At 65.0% G+C, this 18,756-nt stretch carries 15 protein-coding genes; 8 read left to right on the top strand and 7 right to left on the bottom strand.

Annotated elements, in window-relative coordinates:
* Window positions 1-229: 229 nt before the first annotated feature.
* From hemC to U5L98_RS14370, 5 genes are all read left to right on the top strand, one after another.
* Entirely contained in the window at window positions 230-1,171 is a 942-nt protein-coding gene (hemC, locus tag U5L98_RS14390) for a hydroxymethylbilane synthase (RefSeq protein ID WP_322558996.1), read from the top strand.
* The gene (locus tag U5L98_RS14385) at window positions 1,171-1,965 is read left to right on the top strand and encodes a uroporphyrinogen-III synthase (protein ID WP_322558995.1); all 795 of its coding nucleotides are present in this window, start codon (window positions 1,171-1,173) and stop codon (window positions 1,963-1,965) included. Before hemC ends, U5L98_RS14385 begins: the two co-directional genes overlap by 1 nt.
* A 6-nt stretch (window positions 1,966-1,971) precedes the next feature.
* Entirely contained in the window at window positions 1,972-3,603 is a 1,632-nt protein-coding gene (locus tag U5L98_RS14380; RefSeq protein ID WP_322558994.1) for a uroporphyrinogen-III C-methyltransferase, read from the top strand.
* The gene (locus U5L98_RS14375) at window positions 3,600-4,844 is read left to right on the top strand and encodes a heme biosynthesis HemY N-terminal domain-containing protein (protein WP_322558993.1); all 1,245 of its coding nucleotides are present in this window, start codon (window positions 3,600-3,602) and stop codon (window positions 4,842-4,844) included. Before U5L98_RS14380 ends, U5L98_RS14375 begins: the two co-directional genes overlap by 4 nt.
* 211 nt (window positions 4,845-5,055) lie before the next feature.
* Window positions 5,056-6,414, top strand: a complete 1,359-nt coding sequence (locus U5L98_RS14370) for an NCS2 family permease (RefSeq protein ID WP_322558992.1) — start codon at window positions 5,056-5,058, stop codon at window positions 6,412-6,414.
* Window positions 6,415-6,503: 89 nt separating this feature from the next.
* Here U5L98_RS14370 and ybiO read toward each other — a convergent pair whose 3' ends face one another.
* Complete coding sequence (ybiO, locus tag U5L98_RS14365) at window positions 6,504-8,825, bottom strand: mechanosensitive channel protein (protein WP_322558991.1); 2,322 nt, start codon at window positions 8,823-8,825, stop codon at window positions 6,504-6,506.
* Between the two features lie 290 nt (window positions 8,826-9,115).
* Here ybiO and U5L98_RS14360 point away from each other — a divergent pair, with 290 nt between their 5' ends.
* Both U5L98_RS14360 and U5L98_RS14355 read left to right on the top strand, forming a co-directional pair.
* Window positions 9,116-9,505, top strand: coding sequence for a CrcB family protein (locus U5L98_RS14360; protein WP_322558990.1), 390 nt, complete (start codon window positions 9,116-9,118; stop codon window positions 9,503-9,505).
* A complete protein-coding gene (locus tag U5L98_RS14355; protein ID WP_322558989.1) occupies window positions 9,502-9,894 on the top strand; it encodes a CrcB family protein in 393 nt (130 codons plus the stop codon). The genes U5L98_RS14360 and U5L98_RS14355 overlap by 4 nt, the downstream gene beginning before the upstream one ends.
* 6 nt (window positions 9,895-9,900) lie before the next feature.
* Here U5L98_RS14355 and pgi read toward each other — a convergent pair whose 3' ends face one another.
* From pgi to pyk, 3 genes are read right to left on the bottom strand one after another with little or no spacing between them, the layout of a single operon-like run.
* On the bottom strand, window positions 9,901-11,541 hold the full coding sequence (gene pgi / locus U5L98_RS14350) for a glucose-6-phosphate isomerase (RefSeq protein WP_322558988.1): 1,641 nt from the start codon (window positions 11,539-11,541) through the stop codon (window positions 9,901-9,903).
* A 53-nt stretch (window positions 11,542-11,594) separates the two neighbouring features.
* Window positions 11,595-12,071: a methylglyoxal synthase gene (locus U5L98_RS14345; RefSeq protein ID WP_322558987.1), complete on the bottom strand. Its 477-nt coding sequence runs from the start codon at window positions 12,069-12,071 to the stop codon at window positions 11,595-11,597.
* Complete coding sequence (gene pyk / locus U5L98_RS14340; protein WP_322558986.1) at window positions 12,064-13,536, bottom strand: pyruvate kinase; 1,473 nt, start codon at window positions 13,534-13,536, stop codon at window positions 12,064-12,066. The genes U5L98_RS14345 and pyk overlap by 8 nt, the downstream gene beginning before the upstream one ends.
* A 359-nt stretch (window positions 13,537-13,895) precedes the next feature.
* Here pyk and gap point away from each other — a divergent pair, with 359 nt between their 5' ends.
* Window positions 13,896-14,918 (top strand): type I glyceraldehyde-3-phosphate dehydrogenase, encoded by a 1,023-nt coding sequence (gap, locus tag U5L98_RS14335; protein ID WP_322558985.1) that lies wholly within the window; start codon window positions 13,896-13,898, stop codon window positions 14,916-14,918.
* Between the two features lie 149 nt (window positions 14,919-15,067).
* On the opposite strand, the gene U5L98_RS14330 is transcribed toward gap, so the two are convergent.
* The 3 genes from U5L98_RS14330 to U5L98_RS14320 form a co-directional block, all read right to left on the bottom strand.
* Entirely contained in the window at window positions 15,068-16,363 is a 1,296-nt protein-coding gene (locus U5L98_RS14330) for an aspartate kinase (protein ID WP_322558984.1), read from the bottom strand.
* 13 nt (window positions 16,364-16,376) lie between these two features.
* Complete coding sequence (gene nspC / locus U5L98_RS14325; RefSeq protein ID WP_322558983.1) at window positions 16,377-17,549, bottom strand: carboxynorspermidine decarboxylase; 1,173 nt, start codon at window positions 17,547-17,549, stop codon at window positions 16,377-16,379.
* A 7-nt stretch (window positions 17,550-17,556) separates the two neighbouring features.
* On the bottom strand, window positions 17,557-18,756 hold a 1,200-nt coding region (locus U5L98_RS14320), incomplete at its 5' end, for a saccharopine dehydrogenase family protein (RefSeq protein WP_322558982.1).

The following is an 18,756-nucleotide window of genomic DNA, read 5'->3' as shown; positions in this document are numbered from 1 at the left end:
GTGACGGCCGTAGGACCGGTCGCAGCGCCGCCTGGGCGGTGCTGCCTTGACATGGCGGGAAGTGTACCAGAGTCCATGCGGCTGGCGAGGGGCGGCAGCGGAAGGTCACCGTGGGACGACGCAATTTTTCCTGCCCCGCGCGGTGCTTTATGATGAAGGTTATCCATATCATCACCGGGCGCCGGCACATGGTGCGCCAACGGCAGTCAACCCGGTACGGGAGAACCACGTGCAAGCCATCAATACCCTGCGTATCGCCACCCGCAAGAGTCAACTGGCCATGTGGCAGGCCGAGCATGTCCGCGACCGACTGATGGCCGCCCACCCCGGCCTGAAGGTGGAGCTGGTGGCCATGTCCACTCGTGGCGACAAGATCCTCGATACGCCGTTGGCCAAGGTCGGCGGCAAGGGGCTCTTCGTCAAGGAGCTGGAGGAGGCGATGCTCGACGGTCGCGCCGATATCGCCGTGCACTCCATGAAGGATGTGCCCATGCACTTTCCCGAGAGCCTGGGGCTCTCGGTGATCCTCGAGGGCGCCGAGCCCACCGATGCCTTCATCTCCAATCACTACGCTTCCCTGGACGCGTTGCCCGAGGGCGCACGCATCGGCACTTCGAGCCTGCGTCGCGGCCTGCAGATGCGCGAGGCACGCCCGGACCTCGAGGTGCTGAGTCTGCGTGGCAACGTTCAGACGCGCCTGGGCAAGCTCGACGACGGCGAATTCGATGCCATCCTGCTGGCCACCTCCGGCCTTCGGCGGCTGGGGCTTGACGACCGCATCACTATGGAGCTGCCTCCCGAGACCTGCCTGCCGGCCTGCGGCCAGGGCGCGCTGGGTATCGAGTGTCGCCTGCACGACCCCGAACTGCTCGCGCTGCTCACCCCTCTGGATGATGCAACCACCGCGACCCGCGTGCGCGCCGAGCGCGCCATGAACACCCGGCTGGAGGGTGGCTGTCAGGTGCCCATCGGCGGGCATGCGGTATTCGAGGATGACGGCCAGACCCTGTGGCTGCGCGCCCTGGTGGGCAATCCGGAAGGCACCTGGGTGCTGCGTGCCGAGGGGCGTGGTTCCATATATGAGCCGGAGGCCCTGGGCATTCGTGTCGCCGAGGAGCTTCTCGAGCAGGGTGCCGGCGAGATCCTCGCCGAGGTCTACGGCGCCGTCTGATGGCGGAGCTACCGGTACTGATTTCCCGGCCGGGCGAGCGAGCTGGCCCGCTGGCCGCAGCCATCGAGGCTCGGGGCCTTCCCGTCAAGCGCCTGGATGTCATGCACCTCGAGCCGCTGTCGGAAACGTCGGCGATGCGCACCACCTGGCTGGACATCGATCATTTCCGCAAGGTGATAGTGGTGAGCCCTTTCGCGGCCGAGTGCCTGGTCGAGTCGCTGGATCGCTACTGGCCGCAGCTTCCGGTCGGTATCGACTACTATGCCGTGGGGGCCTCCACCGCCGCCCTGTTGAACCGGCGGCTGGGAGTGCGGGTCCATGTGCCGTCGCCGTCGGCCGGAGAGGACACCAGCGAGGCGCTGCTGCAGCTGGCCTCGCTGCATGCCCTCGACGAGCAGCGTGTGCTGTTGGTCGCCGGCGAAGGAGGACGTCCGCTGATTGCCGATACTCTGGCGTCTCGCGGTGCTCGGGTGACCCGATTGGCGGTCTATCGTCGCCGTCTTCTCGACCCTGTCCCCGCCATGCAGACGCGATTGGCAAATGGCGATTATCGTGCGCTGGTGGTCAGCAGCGGAGAAATCCTTGAACATCTGGCAAGATGGTGCACAGAAGCCGCCTTGAACCAACCGCTAATCGTTTCCAGTGCTCGGTTGGCTACACTGGCCGGCAGGTTGGGGTTTAATGTCCCCGTCGTGGCGTCGGGCGCCACGCCTGCCGCCCTGGCGGTAGCGGTCGCCAGGAGCAGCGCCCCGGAGGAGGCCGATGTCGATCATGATGATCTCGAAAAGGGCTAGCGACAGATGAGCAAGCAACCACACGATCAAGAAGAACAGCAGGCACCCTCCGGCGCGGAGTCGGCGAGTGCGGGGAGTGAAGCCGGTAAGTCGGCCGCTTCCGGCAGGCGCCGATCGCGGCGTTATGACAAGGGCGGCGACAAGCAGGCCGCGGGTGCGTCACAGGGTAACGCGCCACAGGGTAAACAGGACGTTGCGGAGGCGCCCGCTGCGACTCGCGAGTCCGGGAGCAGCGAGTCGCCTCCCGCCGCGGCCGACAACTCCGCCAGTCGTCCGGAAAGGGTCGACAAGCCGGCATCCGGCAGCGACAAGCCCGCCGCTCAGAAGGCCTCAGCGGATAAGCCCGGCGCAGACAAGTCTACGGCGGACAATCCCGCTGCTGGTCAGGCGACCAGTGCCAAGCCAGCGACTCCTGGTGGCAGCGCCGACAAGTCCGGAAAGTCCGACACCCATACCAAGTCCGACACCTCTACCAAGTCCGGCAGCGCCCCTGGCGATACATCGTCTGCCTCTTCGGGCGGCGGCGCGGCCAGTGGTGCGCGCGGACGAACTGCTGGTGATTCTTCCGGTGACGGTGGCAAGGGCGGCGGCAAGGCCGGGATCCTCGCCTTGGTGCTGGTGATCCTGCTGGCCATCGGTGTAGTGCTGTTCGGCTGGCAGGCCTGGCAGAAGCTCGACTCCCAGCAGCAGCGCCTGGCCTCGTTGCCCGGCGATGTGGCCAGCCAGTCGGATATCGGCGAGCTCCAGTCGGACTTCGGCGAGCTGCAGGGACGACTCGAGAGCGCTGAGAGCGAGCGTGACGCGGCCTTCGACTCGGCTATCTCCGACCTGCGAAGCGAGTTTGCCGACTATCGCGAAAGCGTCAACGGGACCCTGGACAAGGTGCTCGACGAACTCTCTCGCGAGCAGAGCGCCGACGAGCGCGACTGGCTGCATGCCGAAGCCGCCTATCTGCTGCGCCTGGCCAACCAGCGCCTGCAGCTGGAGCGCGATGTGGAGGGCGCCGCCGCCCTGCTGCGCACCGCCGACGAGCGGTTACAGGAGGCCGACAACCCGGCCTTGGTGCCGGTGCGCCGCGAGATTGCCTCTGAGCTTGCCGCGCTGGATTCGGTGCCGCAGGTCGACCGCACCGGCCTCTATCTGGCGCTCAATGCCCAGCAGGAGCAGCTCGCCGGTCAGCCGCTGGCCCAGGATGTCGAAGAGGTCGCCGCTGCCGACGCCCTCGAGGAGACTCCCTCGGGTGGCTGGCAGGAACAGCTGGCACGCTTCGGCGGCGAGCTCAAGGATCTGGTTACCGTGCGCAAGCACGATCAGGCCCTGGAGGCGCTGATCTCGCCGGAGCAGGAGTCCTACCTGCGCCAGAGCGTGCGCCTGGTGCTCGAGCAGTCCCAACTGGCGCTGCTCAAGGAGGAGCAGGAGCTTTATGAGGCCAGCCTCGACAAGGCCCTGACGCTGATTCGCGGCTATTACGACACCAGCGCCAGCGGTGTCCAGGCGGTGATCGAGCGTCTCGAGGCGCTCAAGCAGCGCAGCATTCGCCCGCAACTTCCCGATATCAGCGGCTCCCAGCAGGCGCTGGCGACCTTCATCGAGCGGCGCTTCGAGGGTCGTGACGACGGCCAGGGAGATGACGCATGAGAAAGCTGATCCTGATCGTAGTCCTGGGCCTGGCGCTGGGGGCGCTGTTCGGCCAGCTGATGATGACGGTGCCGGGCTACTGGTTGGTCCGGGTGGGTGACACCTCCTACCAGACCTCCTTCTGGTTTGGCCTGGTCATCCTGCTGGCCGTCTTCATCGGGCTGCATTTCGGCCTGCGCCTGTTGATGCGCCTGACGCGACCGGTGAGTCGCTTCAAGGTGTGGAACAGTCGTGCCCGCAACCGGAACGCCATGAAGCGCACTGTGCGCGGCCTGGTGGCACTGGCCGAAGGCCGCTGGAAGAAGGCCGAGAAGTCGCTGGTAAAGGCGGCCGACGACTCCAGCACGCCGCTGGTCAACTACCTTTCGGCAGCCCTGGCGGCGCATTATCAGGGGCGCTACGAGCAGGCGGACACCCTGCTCAAGCGGGCCCATCTGAGTACCGAGGGGGCCGACACCGCCGTGGGCATGATGCAGGCCCAGCTGATGCTGGACCGCCAGCAGTACGAGGAGGCGTTGGCGATCCTTACCCGTCTGGACCGCCATCTGCCTAACCATCCTCAGGTGCTCAAGCAGCTCAAACAGGCCTACCTCAGCGTCAGCGACTGGGATGGCCTGCGTCGCCTGATGCCCCGGCTGGGGGCCCAGCAGCTGATTTCCCGCGAGGAGCGCGAGCAGCTCGAGCAGCGCGCCTACCGCGAGCTGATCGGCCAGGAAGCGCGCAATCCCGGTGATATCGAACGGGTCCGCAACCTGTGGGCCGACATGCCTGACCATCTGCGTACCAACACCGACCTGATCGTGCTGTACACCGAGGCGCTGGTGCGGGGCAACGAGGAGGGCATTGCCGAGCGGCTACTGCGCCACTCGCTGAAGGAGCATTGGGACAGCCGCCTGGTGCTGCGCTATGGCCTGCTCGACGTGGATGCGCGCAGGCAGCTGGTGCTGGCCGAGAAGTGGCTGCAGGAGCGGCCCAACGACCCGGACCTGCTGTTGACCCTGGGCCGTCTATCGCTGCGCAATGCCTACTGGGGCAAGGCCCAGGAGTACTTCGAGGCGAGCCAGCGCCAGCGGCCGAGCGGGGTGGTCTGTGCCGAGCTGGCCCGGCTCTATGCCAACCTGGGCGAGCATCAGAAGAGCCAGCTCTTCTACCGGCAGAGCGTCGAGCTGCTCGACAAGTCGCTGCCTTCCTTGCCCCAGCCAAGCGAGGAGCCGGACGAGGCAAAGACCAAGACGGCCTGAACGACCCGCCGCTTGAGCGGCCAGTGATTCACTCTCCACAGGGGCGCCAGATGGCGCCCCTTCTGCTGTCTGGTCCTCCGTTAGCCAGATATTAGACCTTTTTGTATACGTTGATGGTGTCACAGGTGTTGTCCAATCGGTCAGGAATTGCATACCCTAGTCGGCGGCCGACCTTTCTCATCACCACCCACAACAACAACTGGACCCCGTCATGGAACAGATATCTCCCGCCACCGCCTCGCCCGCCGCTTCCTCGGAAGGGCGCTGGATCGAGCGCTATTTTCGTATACGCGATCGTGGCTCTTCCCTGCGCACCGAGGTGCTCGCCGGTATCGCCACCTTCCTGGCCTCGATGTACATCATCGTGGTCAATCCGGCGATCCTCTCCGATGCCGGTATCCCTTTTTCGGCGGCGCTCTCCGCCACCGTGCTGATCAGCTTCATGAGCAGCCTGGCCATGGGGCTCTATGCGCGCAATCCCATCCTGGTGGCTCCCGGCATGGGCATGAATGCGCTCTTCACCTACACCCTGGTGCTGGGCGCCGGCCTCTCCTGGGAGGTGGCCCTGGGCTGCGTCTTCTGGTCCGGCGTGCTGTTCGCTGTGCTGGCGATGTTCAACGTCCGCCAGGCGATTATCGAGGCGATTCCGGCCTCACTGCGCTACGCCATCACCTGCGGCATCGGGCTCTTTATCACCTTCATCGGACTGAAGAATGCCGGCTTCATCGTCGGCAGCGATGCTACCCTGGTTACCCTGGGCAGCTTCGATGCAAGCCTGGTGACCTTCTTCATCGGGATGATGGCCACGGCCATCATGGTGGTACTGCGTTTCAACGGCGCGCTGATCCTCGGCATTGCCCTGACCACCCTGCTGGCCGCTCCCATGGGGCGCCTGTGGGGCGAGGAGGTCATGGTGGAGTGGAGCGGCCTGGCTGCCTGGCCCGACTTCAGCGCGGTGATGCAGGTGGACATCTGGGGGGCGCTGAAGGTGGCCTACCTGCCGTTCATCTTCGTGATGCTGTTCACCAACTTCTTCGATGCCCTCTCCTGCTTCATGGCGCTCTCCGAATCGGCCGACCTCAAGGACAAGGACGGTAACCCCCGCAACCTCAAGCGCTCGATGACCGTGGATGCCTTCGCCTCGATGATCGCCGCGCCGCTCGGTACGAGCGCGGCCCAGACCTTCATCGAGTCCGGCGCAGGGGTCGCCCAGGGCGGGCGAACCGGGCTGGTGGCGGTGACGATCGCCCTGCTTTTCCTGCCCTTTCTGTTTCTCTCGCCGCTGCTCTCGCTGGTACCGGGCATCGCCACGGCACCGGCTCTGGTGCTGGTGGGGCTCTTCATGTTGGCACCGGTGGCGAAGATCAACTGGGACCGCTACGACGAAGCTTTTCCGGCCTTCCTGGCGATCATCCTGATGCCGCTGACCTATTCCATCACCTTGGGCATCGCCTTCGGCTTCCTCTCCTTCGTGTTGATCAAGCTCTTCACCGGGCGCCTGGAGGCGATACGTCCGGCCATGTGGGTATCGGCGGCGCTCAGCGTGCTGATGCTGGTGACTACCCACTGAGGTGTTGCCCGTTTTTCACCCGAAACGTCAACGGGGCTGCCTTTCGGCAGCCCCGCTTTTCGCTGAACTCGGAGAGTTTTGCCAGGTCGTCAGGACTCCTCGACATCGCCTCCCGAAGGGTTGCGATGGTCTGGGTCGGCGGTCTCCTGAATGCCATGCCCGGGATCATCCCCCTGGGGCGCATCTCCCATGCGTTGCGGCCCCTTGGGCTCCAGCACCCTCACGTTGGCAGCCGGTGAACGCCCCTCCTTGTCCTCGCCGAAGTAGAGCGTGGTATGCGGGAAGGGGATCTCGATGCCGGCCTCGTCGAAGCGCAGCTTGACCAGGCGGTTGTAGGCTCGGCCCACGGCCCACTGGTCGCCCGGCGTGGTCTTGATAACCACCCGGATGTTCACCGAGCTGTCGGCCAGGGCCACGACGCCGGCAACGGTGAGCGGCTCCAGCAGCTTATGGCCATGCTCTTCGCTGGCCTTGAGGTCTTCGAAGGCCAGTTTCAGCTGCTCGATAGCTTCGTCGATGCTCTCGCGGTAGGCGATACCGTACTCGCCGACGTGATTGCCGAACTCGCGCATATAGTTGGAGACGGTGTCCACACTGGAGAAGGGCACCAAGTGGTAGGTGCCGGAGAGGTCGCGGATGCCCACCGAGCGGATGCTGAGCTTCTCTGCGGTGCCGGTGATACCGCCCACCGTGACCACGTCGCCGGTGTTCATGGCATTTTCCACCTGGATGAAGATGCCGGTGATGATGTCCTGGACCAGCTTCTGTGAGCCGAAACCGATGGCCAGGCCCAGCACACCGGCACCGGCGATCAGCGGACCGATGTTGATGCCGATCTCGGCCAGCACGATCATCATCGTCATGGTGATGATGGCAATGGCCAGGGCGTTGCGGAATAGACTAAGCAGGGTCTGCGCCCGGGCCGAGGGTATGCCGTCGCCGGTCTCCGGATTGAGCTTGTGCTCGATCAGGCTGGCCAGCCCTAGCCAGACGGCCACGGCGATCACCAGGATTACCGCCACGCTGATCACCTTGCCGATCATGCCGCGTCCCGCCTCGGAGGCATACCAGGTCGCCAGGTCGAAGGCCCCCCAGGCGTTGAGTACGACCATGACGATAGCGATCAGGATGAGCGTGCGCAGCACGCGCAGTGCATTGGGCACATAGCTGTTGAGTCGCGGCTCCAGCAGTGGGAGCTTGTGACGCAGATCGTCACCTAAGCGAATACGCCGACCGATGGTCTGGGTCAGCAGGCTCGAGGCGAGAATACCGACCACCACGGCCCCGAGGGTCTTGAGGGTGGCGAAGAGCACGAAGGGCAGGGCGTCCGCCGGGCGAGTGAGGGTCAACACCAGCACCATCAGGAAATAGGCCAGGGCGAAGAGGTGCCAGGTACGGGCGAACAACTGCAGCGAGACACGAGTCGCCGCCATGCTGGCGCGGCGCGCCTTCTGGTTGATGGCGGTACGCAAACGCTTTCGATTGGTCAGTACCACGGTGGCCGCATAGATGAATGCCACGAACATGATCAGGGTGCCAATACTCTGGCCCAGGGTGGGGGCCAGGTAGACATTGATCAGCGGCACCACGACCATCAGACCGTAGCCGACCATGCCGATCAGGCGGGCGAGCCAGCGGTTCCAGTAGGAGGCCTCATCGGCCGAGATGGGCAATAGGCGCAGTCCCTCGTAGCGAGACGAGAACAGCATGCGTACCCCGGCCTTGAGCAGCTCGATCACCAGGAAGGCGTTGAGGAAGAGCGAGGCCCGGGTCGAGAGTTCGCCGGTTTCCCCGACGGCGAAGGTGGCGATCAGGTTGCCACCTACATAAGCCAATGCCACGATCAGTACGTCCACCACGGCGGCCAGGGCCACACAGATGATCAGGCGAAGCACCGGCGTGAGGCCGGCACCGTTGAGCGACCACTGGCTGACGCTGGTGAATACCGGCTTGGCCAGGCGCCGGAACACGACGAAGAACACCAGGGTGGCGAGAATCACCAGCCCCAGGTTCATGGCAGCGCTGGTGAAGGCCGCCGTGTCGAAGGTGCTGTCCTCGATGCCACCGGTGAACAGGCCCGCCATCGCTTCAACGGCATCACCGAACTGACCGCCGATGTCACCGGCGATGCGGCTGGTGGCCTGGGCCAACTGCCGGGGTAGTGAAGGCTCAGCAATGGCGGCGCTCTCTTCGGCGGCTGTCTCCGAGGCGGCGACGTCTCCGGCCATACCGCGCAGTTGGTCGATCAACTGCTGGCGTGACTGCTCGTTCTCGAGCAGGTCGGCCAGGGTTGAGTAGGCGGGCGGCTCGCTGCCGGCGTCGGCCTGCTGGGCCTGCGTAGGGGTGGCGAAGGCCACCAGGGCGATCAGTAGCCAGCCGATGATGGCAGGAATGGCTCGCAATGGGTTCACGCTGTGACCTCCGTCTCTTGGCGTGTTGTCGATGTGATGTCGGGGATGCGTTCAGGTATCAGCATGATACGGCCTTTGGTTCACGGTCACGAGTCGGTCCCGAAACTCTATTTTCATGTACACGTATTGTACATTACGACAATAGTGTGCCAATATTGTCCTTGGTGACCCACGGGTCACTGCCCCTGCAAGGCAAGCATGCGATACTTTAGCCACCCTCACCGGGTGGCTTTTTTTTGGCGGATCGCCGCCGCCACCCTTGGACCTTTCTTGCAACGCTTGGGGAGTAGATGAGCATCGACCCATTGTTGCTGCTGGCCGTGGCCGGCGGCGGGGGATTGGGCGGCATGGCGCGCCTGGCGGTGGGTGACCTTGTGAGCCGTTGCCTGGGAATCGGCTTTCCCTGGGGAACCCTTGCGGTCAACCTGAGTGGCGCCCTGCTGATGGGCATGCTGGCGGGAACGCTGGGATTGCCCGGCCCCGAGGCAGGGCCGGCATGGTCGCTGTTGGCCGTCGGCTTACTCGGTGGCTACACCACCGTATCCTCTTTCAGCCTGCAGACCCTGACGCTCTGGCAGAAAGGGCGCACGGCAGCGGCTCTGGGCTATGTCGCCCTGACTCTGGGGACCGGGTTCGCCGCCCTGCTGGTCGGGGTCTGGCTGGCGGGAGGCCTGCCGTGATCGCCTGGCGTGCCTATGGCGCCGTGGGGCTGGGCAGCGCCCTGGGTTCCTCGCTGCGCTACCTGGTCTCGCTGGCGCTGGCGGGGCCGGCCTTTCCCTGGGCTACCCTGGCGGTGAATGGCCTCGGTTCCTGGCTGATCGTCGCCTTCGCCGCCTATGCCGCCCGCCGCACCCACGGTCGGGTCGCGCGCTGGCAGCCCTTTCTGGTGGGTGGCTTCTGTGGCGGCTTCACCACCTTTTCGTTATTTGGCCTGGAAACCCTGGCTCTCATGCATCAGGGCAACCAGATGGCGGCCCTGGGCTACGTGGTGGCCAGTCTCCTCGTTTGGCTGGGAGCCGCTTGGGCGGGCCATTATGCTGGGCAGTGGCTGGCCGCCGCCCGCGGTTGAGAGGCCTCAGCTCTTGCTTTTGCCTCGCTGCGCATTCCGGGAGGGTGGTGTGGCACTGTCGCGGGGGAAATTTTCCCGTACCAGCGCCAGCAGGCCCTGGGTGGAAGCATCGAAGTCCTGGCTTTGGGCGTCGATGCGTTCGCTGATCTCGCCGGCGATGCGCTTGCCCAGCTGTACGCCCCACTGGTCGAAGGAATTGATGTTCCAGATCACTCCCTGGACGAACACCTTGTGCTCATAGAGCGCGATCAACGCGCCGAGGTTCTTGGGTGTCAGTTCGTCGAGCAGCAGCACGCTGGAGGGGCGATTGCCCGGGCAGCTGTAGGGGTCCAGGCGAGAGCCGGTCTGACTGCCCTCCATGAAGGCGTTGGCCTGGGCCAGCATGTTGGTGAGCAGCGCGAAGTGGTGATCCTCGACGCCGGGCTCGGGCTTCAGCGAGGCGATGAAGTCGATGGGCACGTAGCGGGTGCCCTGGTGGAGCAACTGGAAGAAGGCGTGCTGGCCGTTGGAGCCGGTCTGGCCCCAGACGATGGGGCCGGTCTTGTAGTCCACCGGGTGGCCGAAGATATCCACCGACTTGCCGTTGGACTCCATGTCGAGCTGCTGGAGGAAGGCCGGCAGCTGATGCAGCGCCTGGTCGTAGGGCACGATGGCCTGAGTCTCGGCGCCCTGGAAATTGATGTGCCAGATGCCGATCAGCGCCATCAAAACGGGCATGTTCTCGGCGAAGGGTGCCGACAGGAAGTGCTGGTCCATTTCGTAGGCGCCCTCGAGCAGCTCCATGAAACCCTCGAAGCCGATCGACAGGGCGATGGGCAGGCCGATGGAGGACCACATCGAGTAGCGCCCGCCGACCCAGGCCCAGAATTCGAAGACATTCTCCTCGCGGATGCCGAACTCCGTGGCCGCCGCCTTGTTGGTCGAGGCGGCGATGAAGTGCGCCCCCACATCGGCGTCCGGGCCGGCGTTCTCCAGGAACCAGCGGCGTGCGGTATGAGCGTTGAGCAGCGTCTCCTGGGTGGAGAAGGTCTTGGTGGAGACGATGAACAGGGTGGTGGCCGGGTCGAGGCGGCTGAGCACCTTCTGGATATGCGCGCCGTCGACGTTGGAGACGAAGTGAAAACTGAGCTCGGGATGGCGGTGCTTGAGCAATGCCCGGCAGGCCATGTTGGGGCCCAGGTCCGAGCCGCCGATGCCGATGTTGACCACATCCTTGATACGTTGGCCGCTGTAGCCCGTCCACTCGCCGTTACGCACCGCCTCGGAGAAGGCGCGGATCTGCTCACGGGTGCGATGGATCTCCGGCATCACGTCCTGGCCGTCGACCTTCAGCGGCCCTTCGCCGAGATTGCGCAGGGCGGTGTGCAGCACGGGACGGTCCTCGGTGACGTTGATGATATCACCGGAGAACATCTGCGCACGGCGCTGGACCAGCGCCGAGTGCTCGGCGAGCTCGATCAGGGTGTCGAGGACCTCGTCTGAGACCGGCTGTTTGGAATAGTCGAGAAAAAGACCACCAACGCGCAGGCTCATCTTCTCGAAGCGCTTGGGATCGGCGGCGAAGTAGTCGCGGATGCGGTCGTTGGCGGTCTTCTCCTGCAGGGCCTTGAGGGCCTGCCAGGTGACGCTGCGGGTAAGCTGGAACATGGTCGACCTCTTATGAGTGGGTAGCGTTGTCGACGCCTTGGCAGCGGGCGCGGTCAGCTGGAGCGGGAGGAGATCCAGGCGCCGGCATCGGGGATGGTCATCTCGTAGTCCTGGTCGAGCCAGGGGGAGCTGATCAGGAAGTCGGCGCTGGCGGGGTTGCAGGCCACCGGGATGTTCCAGAGTGCCGCCAGGCGCAGCAAGGCCTTGACGTCGGGATCGTGGGGCTGCGGCGCGAAGGGGTCCCAGAAGAAGATCAGCAGGTCGAGTCGCTGCTCGGCGATTCGCGCGCCGATCTGCTGGTCGCCGCCCAGTGGGCCGCTCATCAGGCCCTCCACCTCGAGGCCCAACTGCTTGCTGATCCGGGTTGCGGTGGTGCCGCTGCCGACCAGCTGGTGACGGGCCAGGGTAGTCTGCCAGCGCCCTGCCCACTCGAGCATCTCGTCCTTCTTGCCGTCGTGGGCGACCAGAGCGATGCGCTTGCAGGCCGGCAGGATCCGCTTAACGTTGCGCGGTGGGCGGATGTCACTCATGGCTGGCCTCCACGGCGAGGATCTTCAGGGTATTGGTGCCGCCATGGGCATTCATGTGGTCGCCCCGGGTGAGGATGACGTGGTCGCCGGGGTCGGCGATGCCCTGCTCCACCAGTCGCTGGATGGCACGGTCATTGAGCTCCTGGGCGCTCATCTCGCTGGTGTCGAAGGGCAGCGAGACGACCCCGCGATAGAGTGCCATGCGCCGCTGGGCTATGGGGTTGTGGGCCAGGCCGACGATCGGCAGCCCCGAGCTGATCCGCGAGGCGATCAGCGGCGTGTAACCCGAGGCGGTCATGCAGGCGATGGCGGCCACCCCGGAAAGGTGGTTGGCGGCGTACATGGCGGAGAGCGCGATGGTCTCGTCGACCTGGCTGAAGCCCTCGTGGATGCGGTGGCCGGACTCCTGGATGCGACGCTCGCGCTCGGCGCCCAGGCAGACCCGGTTGACGGCCTCGACGGTCTCCACCGGGAAGTCGCCGGCGGCGGTTTCGGCGGAGAGCATCACCGCATCGGTGCCGTCGAGCACCGCGTTGGCGACGTCGAACACCTCGGCGCGGGTGGGCAGCGGGGACTCGATCATCGACTCCATCATCTGGGTGGCGGTGATCACCGCGCGATTCAGCGTGCGGGCCTGCTTGATGATGCGTTTCTGGGTGCCGATCAGCTGGGCATCGCCGATCTCCACGCCCAGGTCGCCGCGCGCCACCATCACCGCCTCGGAGGCCTCGATGATGGCGTCCAGTGTGGCGTCGTCGGCCACCGCCTCGGCGCGCTCGAGCTTGGCCACCAGGCCGATCTCCTTGCCGGCCTCGCCGAGCCGCTCGCGGGCCTCCTGCATGTCGGCGGCGCTGCGCGGGAAGGAGATCGCCAGGTAGTCGACGCCGATCGCCACGGCGGTCTCGAGGTCGGCCTTGTCCTTTTCGGTGAGCGCCGGAGCGGAGAGACCGCCACCCTGCTTGTTGATGCCCTTGTTGTTGGAGAGCGTGCCGCCCACCACGACACTAGTGTGGATCAGGTGGTCGACAACCCGGTTGACGTCGAGCACCAGCCGGCCGTCGTCGAGAAGCAGGCGGTCGCCGGGGGCGACGTCATCGGCCAGGGTCTTGTAGTCACAGCCGACGCGGCTGGCATCGCCCTGATCGCTGCCCAGGCCCATGTCGAGGATGAACGACTGGCCTTCCTCGAGCTTCACGGCCCCTTCCTTGAAGCGGGCGATGCGGATCTTGGGCCCCTGGAGGTCACCCAGGACGGCGACACTCTTGCCTTGCCGGTCGGCGATCTCGCGGACCCGAATCAAACGCTGGCGATGGTCATCGGGGCTGCCGTGGGAGAAGTTAAGGCGTACCACGTCGACGCCGGCGGCGATCATCGCCTCCAGGATGCCCTCACGGTCGCTGGCTGGGCCCAGGGTGGCGACAATCTTGGTGCGACGGATGGGAGTGTGCAGTGGGGTAGCCGACATATCGTGCTCCTCAAGTGGATGCTGGTTGTTATCTGATCACCATACCAGTTTATGGTAAGTTTACTGCATAATGATCAGTGTTGAAGCCCTCTTTTGGGTCGTGAAGCGAGGCCTTTCTCCTTCTAGGTTTGATTAATCGCTTGGTTTGAGGTGCTTGCGCCCAACAGCTGGTTGAAGCACTGCATGTTGTAAAATTACTAAAAAGTACTTGAGCCCCGTCGATGACTGGTCCACATTACGGGGTAAATGACACGTGGCCCATTGCGCAGGCACGTCCGAGCCGGGCTCTACCAAGGCTCTCCTGCTTACTGGCTTCGCCACGTCCCACAGAACGCTACTGGACCGAGGAGAACAACGCCATGACGCTCAAGATCGCCATCAACGGTTTCGGCCGCATCGGCCGCAATGTGTTGCGTGCCCTTTACGAGAACGGTTATCGCCATCGCCTGGAGGTGGTCGCCATCAACGATCTTGGCGACCCATCCCTTAATGCGCATCTGCTGCGCCATGACACCGTACATGGTCACTTTCCCTTCTCCGTCGAGCATGACGAGGAGAGCATGACCGTGGATGGTCAGCGCATCGCGATCCTCTCCGAGCGGGATCCCGCGGCGCTGCCCTGGGCCTCCCTTGGCGTGGATCTGGTGATGGAGTGCACCGGCCTGTTCACCAAGCGCGAGGACGCCGCCAAGCACATCGCGGCGGGCGCCGAGCGCGTGCTGATCTCCGCGCCCAGCCCCGATGCCGATGCCACCGTGGTCTATGGTGTCAACGAGGGCGTGCTCACGCCCGAGCACAAGGTGGTGTCCAACGCCTCCTGCACCACCAACTGCCTGGCCCCGGTGGCCCAGGCGCTGCATGCGGCGGTGGGCATCGAGAATGGCCTGATGACCACGGTTCATGCCTACACCAACGATCAGAACCTCTCCGACGTTTACCACAAGGATCCCTACCGGGCGCGCAGCGCAACGCACTCGATGATCCCCACCAAGACCGGTGCCGCCGCCGCGGTGGGCCTGGTGCTGCCGGAGCTGGCAGGCAAGTTCGACGGTCTGGCCGTGCGCGTGCCGGTGATCAACGTCTCGCTCGTCGACCTGGTCTTTACCGCCAGTCGCGATACGACTCGGGAAGAGATCAACGAGATCGTGGCAAACGCCGCCGAGGCTTCTCCGGTACTGGCGGTCAACGCCCAGCCGCTGGTCTCCATCGACTTCAACCATGATGCTCACTCCTCGACCTTCGATGCCAATCACACCCGGGTGAACGGTCGCCTGGTCAAGGTGATGGCCTGGTACGACAATGAGTGGGGCTTCTCCAATCGCATGCTGGATGCCGCCCTTGCGATGCATGCGGCAGCCGGGGGCAAGTCCGACGCCGCCTGATGCCCGGCCATTGCTGATGGCCAATTTCGCCCCCTGCAGCATGACAACGCCGGGCCACTATAGTGGCTCGGCGTTGTTTCGTGACAAGTGCGGGATGAAACCAAGAAAGGGCCATAGTCGCTCCCTCACCCCCTCTGGTGGGCCAGGCCTTACAGGGGGATGTGCCAGGTACCCTGGCACTGGGTGCTTGGAAAGAGCCGCTGGGCGGTATTGGCGTTGCGTCGTTCGGCGAGGCTGTCGCGTCCGGCGCTCAGGGCTGACAGCAGTGCATCGTCGCCGTGGCGCACGGTGAGCAGGGTCAGGTCTTCGTGACGCACCACCGCGTAGTCGGCACACAGTGAGCTGACCAGCGGCTCCAGCCGCTCGGGGTGGCCGTCCAGGCAGAGCGAGAGGCGCATGGCTCCGGCATCGATCATGTTGGCATGCAGTCCGGCCTCCACCAGGCGGCCGAGGATGTCGTGCTGGCGCGGCTCGTCCATGAAGGCGAGGTCCCGTGGGTGGATTTCCAGCAGTGTCTGTTCCTCGCGCAGGACAAGGGAGGGCGTCTGGGTGTCGAACCGGGTGTCCCGCCCTATGGTGCTGGGAGGCGCTTCGAGGTTCTCGAAGGAGCGCACCGTCAGCGGGATCGATTTCTGCTGTAGCGGCCCCAGGGTCTTGGGATGGATCACCTTGGCACCGTGCCAGGCCAGTTCGATGGCTTCGTCGTAGGAGATGCGTTCGAGCTGAACCGCATTGTCGAAGCGGCGCGGGTCGGCATTGAAGAGCCCCGGCACGTCCTTCCAGATGGTGACCTCTTCCGCCTCAAGGCAATGGGCAAGAATCGCCGCGCTGAAGTCGGAGCCCTCGCGGCCCAGGGTGGTCGTGACGCCCTCGACGGTGCCGCCGATGAACCCCTGGGTGACCCGGATCCTGCCGTCGTCTGCCGCCAGGCCACGCACCCGCTCCGCGGTGGCCTCCCAGTCGACATTGGCCGCCTGATGGCAATCGTCGGTGACCACCAGTTCCCGGGCATCCCGCCATTCGGTCGCCATGCCGGCCTCTTCGAGCCAGGCACTGACGATGGTGGTGGAGAGCAGCTCACCGAAACCGACGGTCTGGTCGTAGTGGAAGGGGCGCTCACGGTTCGCATGCCGGCGATGACGCTGGTCGAGCTCGGTGATCAGCGCCTCGACACGCTCTGCTACGGGGCCGGCCTTGGCGCCGAACAGGGCCTCGACCGTGGCCAGGTGGTCCCGGCGCAGGGTCTCGAGGCGGTCATGATAATCGGCCTTCTCGCTGCCCCGCGCTGCAGCCAGCAAGGCCTCCAGAGCATTGGTGGTCTTGCCCATGGCCGATACCACTACGATCAGGGGGCGCGCCCGGAAATGGGTCAGCAGTTTGCCTAGCCGACGGATGGCGGCGACGTCCTGGATCGATGCACCGCCAAACTTGAAGACCTGGGTCATCTCTTGTCTCCCTTCAGCTGAGTCGTTGCCGGTAATCCTCGTACCCGAAGGACTTCACCGTGTGCACTTCGCGGCTGGCCTCGTCAATCCGGCAGATCGACGGCAGGCGCATGCCATTGAAGGTTGTGGTCTTCACCATGGTGTAGTGAGCCATGTCGGTGAATACTAGCCGGTCGCCGATTGCAAGCGGGGCGTCGAAGCTGTAATAGCCCACCACGTCACCGGCCAGGCAGGTCAGCCCGCCCAGCCGGTAGGTGTAGGCCTTTTCGTCTGGCTCGCCGGCGCCGATGATCTCCGGCCGGTAGGGCATCTCCAGCACGTCGGGCATGTGTGCCGTGGCCGAGGTGTCGAGGATGGCGATAGGGCCGTCGTTCTCGACGATGTCCAGTACGCTGCACACCAGGTAGCCGGTGTTGAGGGCGATCGCCTCGCCGGGTTCCAGGTAGACCGTGAGGTGTGGATGGCGCGCCTTGAAGTCGCGGATCACCCGCACCAGTCGCGCCACATCGTAGTCCGGGCGGGTGATGTGGTGGCCGCCACCGAAGTTCACCCACGTGCGGCCGGCGAGATACCGACCGAACTTTTCCTCGAAGGCGGCCAGGGTGTGCTCCAGGGCGTCACTGTTCTGCTCGCACAGGGTGTGGAAATGCAGGCCCTCGAGGCCGTCGAGGGCCACGCCTTCCATGTTCACGGCCCGGGTGCCGAGCCGCGAACCCGGGGCACAGGGGTCGTAGAGCGCCACCTTGCCCTCGGAGTACTCCGGGTTGACGCGCAGGCCGCAGGAGACCCGCCGCGGCGCGGCCGCGACGGTATCGCGGAAGCGCTGCCACTGGGCCGGCGAGTTGAAGCTGAGGTGGTCGGCATACTGCAATACCACCGCCATCTCCGCCTCGCTGAAGGCCGGCGAGTAGCAGTGCACCTCGCCGCCGAAGGTCTCCGCCCCCAGCTGCGCCTCATCCTGGCCGCTTGCCGTGGTGCCCACCAGATACTGACGGATCAGCGGGAAGGTGTCCCACATGGCGAAGCCCTTCAGCGCCAGCAGGATACGTGCGCCACTCTGCTCCTGGACTCGCCGCAGTAATTCCAGGTTGCGGCGCAGCAGGGCGTCGTCCACCACGTAGGCGGGCGACGGGCAGGCCCCAATGTCGAAGGGGTAAGCATCGATCGGATAGGCGATCTGGCTCATGTCGTGCTCAGGCCAGTGGGTCGGCATCGGGGTCGAGCTCGACCATCTGCCAGGGCAGGCCCATGTCGCCGATGCGCTCCATGAAGGGGTCTGGGTCGAGCTGCTCGACGTTGAACACCCCCTCGCCTTTCCACAGGCCTTCCAGCATCAGCATGGCGCCGGTCACTGCCGGCACGCCGGTGGTGTAGGAGATCGCCTGGGACTGAACCTCGCGGTAGCAGGCCTCGTGGTCGCAGATGTTGTAGATGTGCACCTTGCGACGCTTGCCGTCCTTGATGCCGTCGAGGATCACGCCGATGTTGGTCTTGCCCTTGGTGCGCGGTCCGAGCGAGGCCGGGTCCGGCAGCACCGCCTTGAGGAACTGCAGCGGTGTGATCTCGCGGCCCTCGAACTCGATCGGCTCGATGCTGGTCATGCCGACGTTCTCGAGCACCTTGAGATGGGTGATGTACTTGTCGGAAAACGTCATCCAGAAGCGGATGCGCTGCAGGCCCTTGATGTTCTGGCTGAGGGACTCTAGCTCCTCATGGTAGAGCAGGTAGAGGTCCTTCTCGCCGATGCCGTCGAAGTCGAAGGAGCGCTTCTCGGCCAGCGGTGCGGTCTCCTTCCACTCACCTTCTTCCCAGTAGCGGCCGTTGGCGGTGATCTCGCGGATATTGATCTCGGGATTGAAATTGGTGGCGAACGGGTAGCCGTGGTCGCCGCCATTGGCATCCAGGATGTCGATGCGGTGGATCTCATCGAACAGGTTCTTCTGGCCCCAGGCGCAATAGATGTTGGTCATGCCCGGGTCGAAGCCGCAGCCCAGGGTGGCCATGTTGCCGGCCTTGGCATAGCGCTCCTGGAAGGCCCACTGCTCCTTGTACTCGAACTTCGCCTCGTCCGGATGCTCGTAGTTGGCGGTATCCAGATAGGGCACGCCGGTGCGCAGGCAGGCCTCCATGATGGTCAGATCCTGATAGGGCAGGGCCACGTGGATCAGCACGTCCGGCTCGTATGACTCGATCAGCGCGACCAGCGCCTCGACGTCGTCGGCATCCACTTCGGCGGTCTGGATGGGACGCTCCAGCTGGGCCGCGATGGCACGGCACTTCGCCTGGTTGCGGCTGGCTAGACAGATCTCGCTGAACACCTCGGGGTGCTGGGCGCACTTGTGGGTGACGACACCGCCGACGCCGCCGGCGCCGATAATCAGGACTTTGCTCAT

It is taken from the genome of Halomonas sp., assembly GCF_034520545.1.
Classification (GTDB): Bacteria; Pseudomonadota; Gammaproteobacteria; order Pseudomonadales; family Halomonadaceae; genus Halomonas.
Note: the sequence above shows the minus strand (reverse complement) of the source record. Positions and strands in the feature narration are given on the sequence as shown.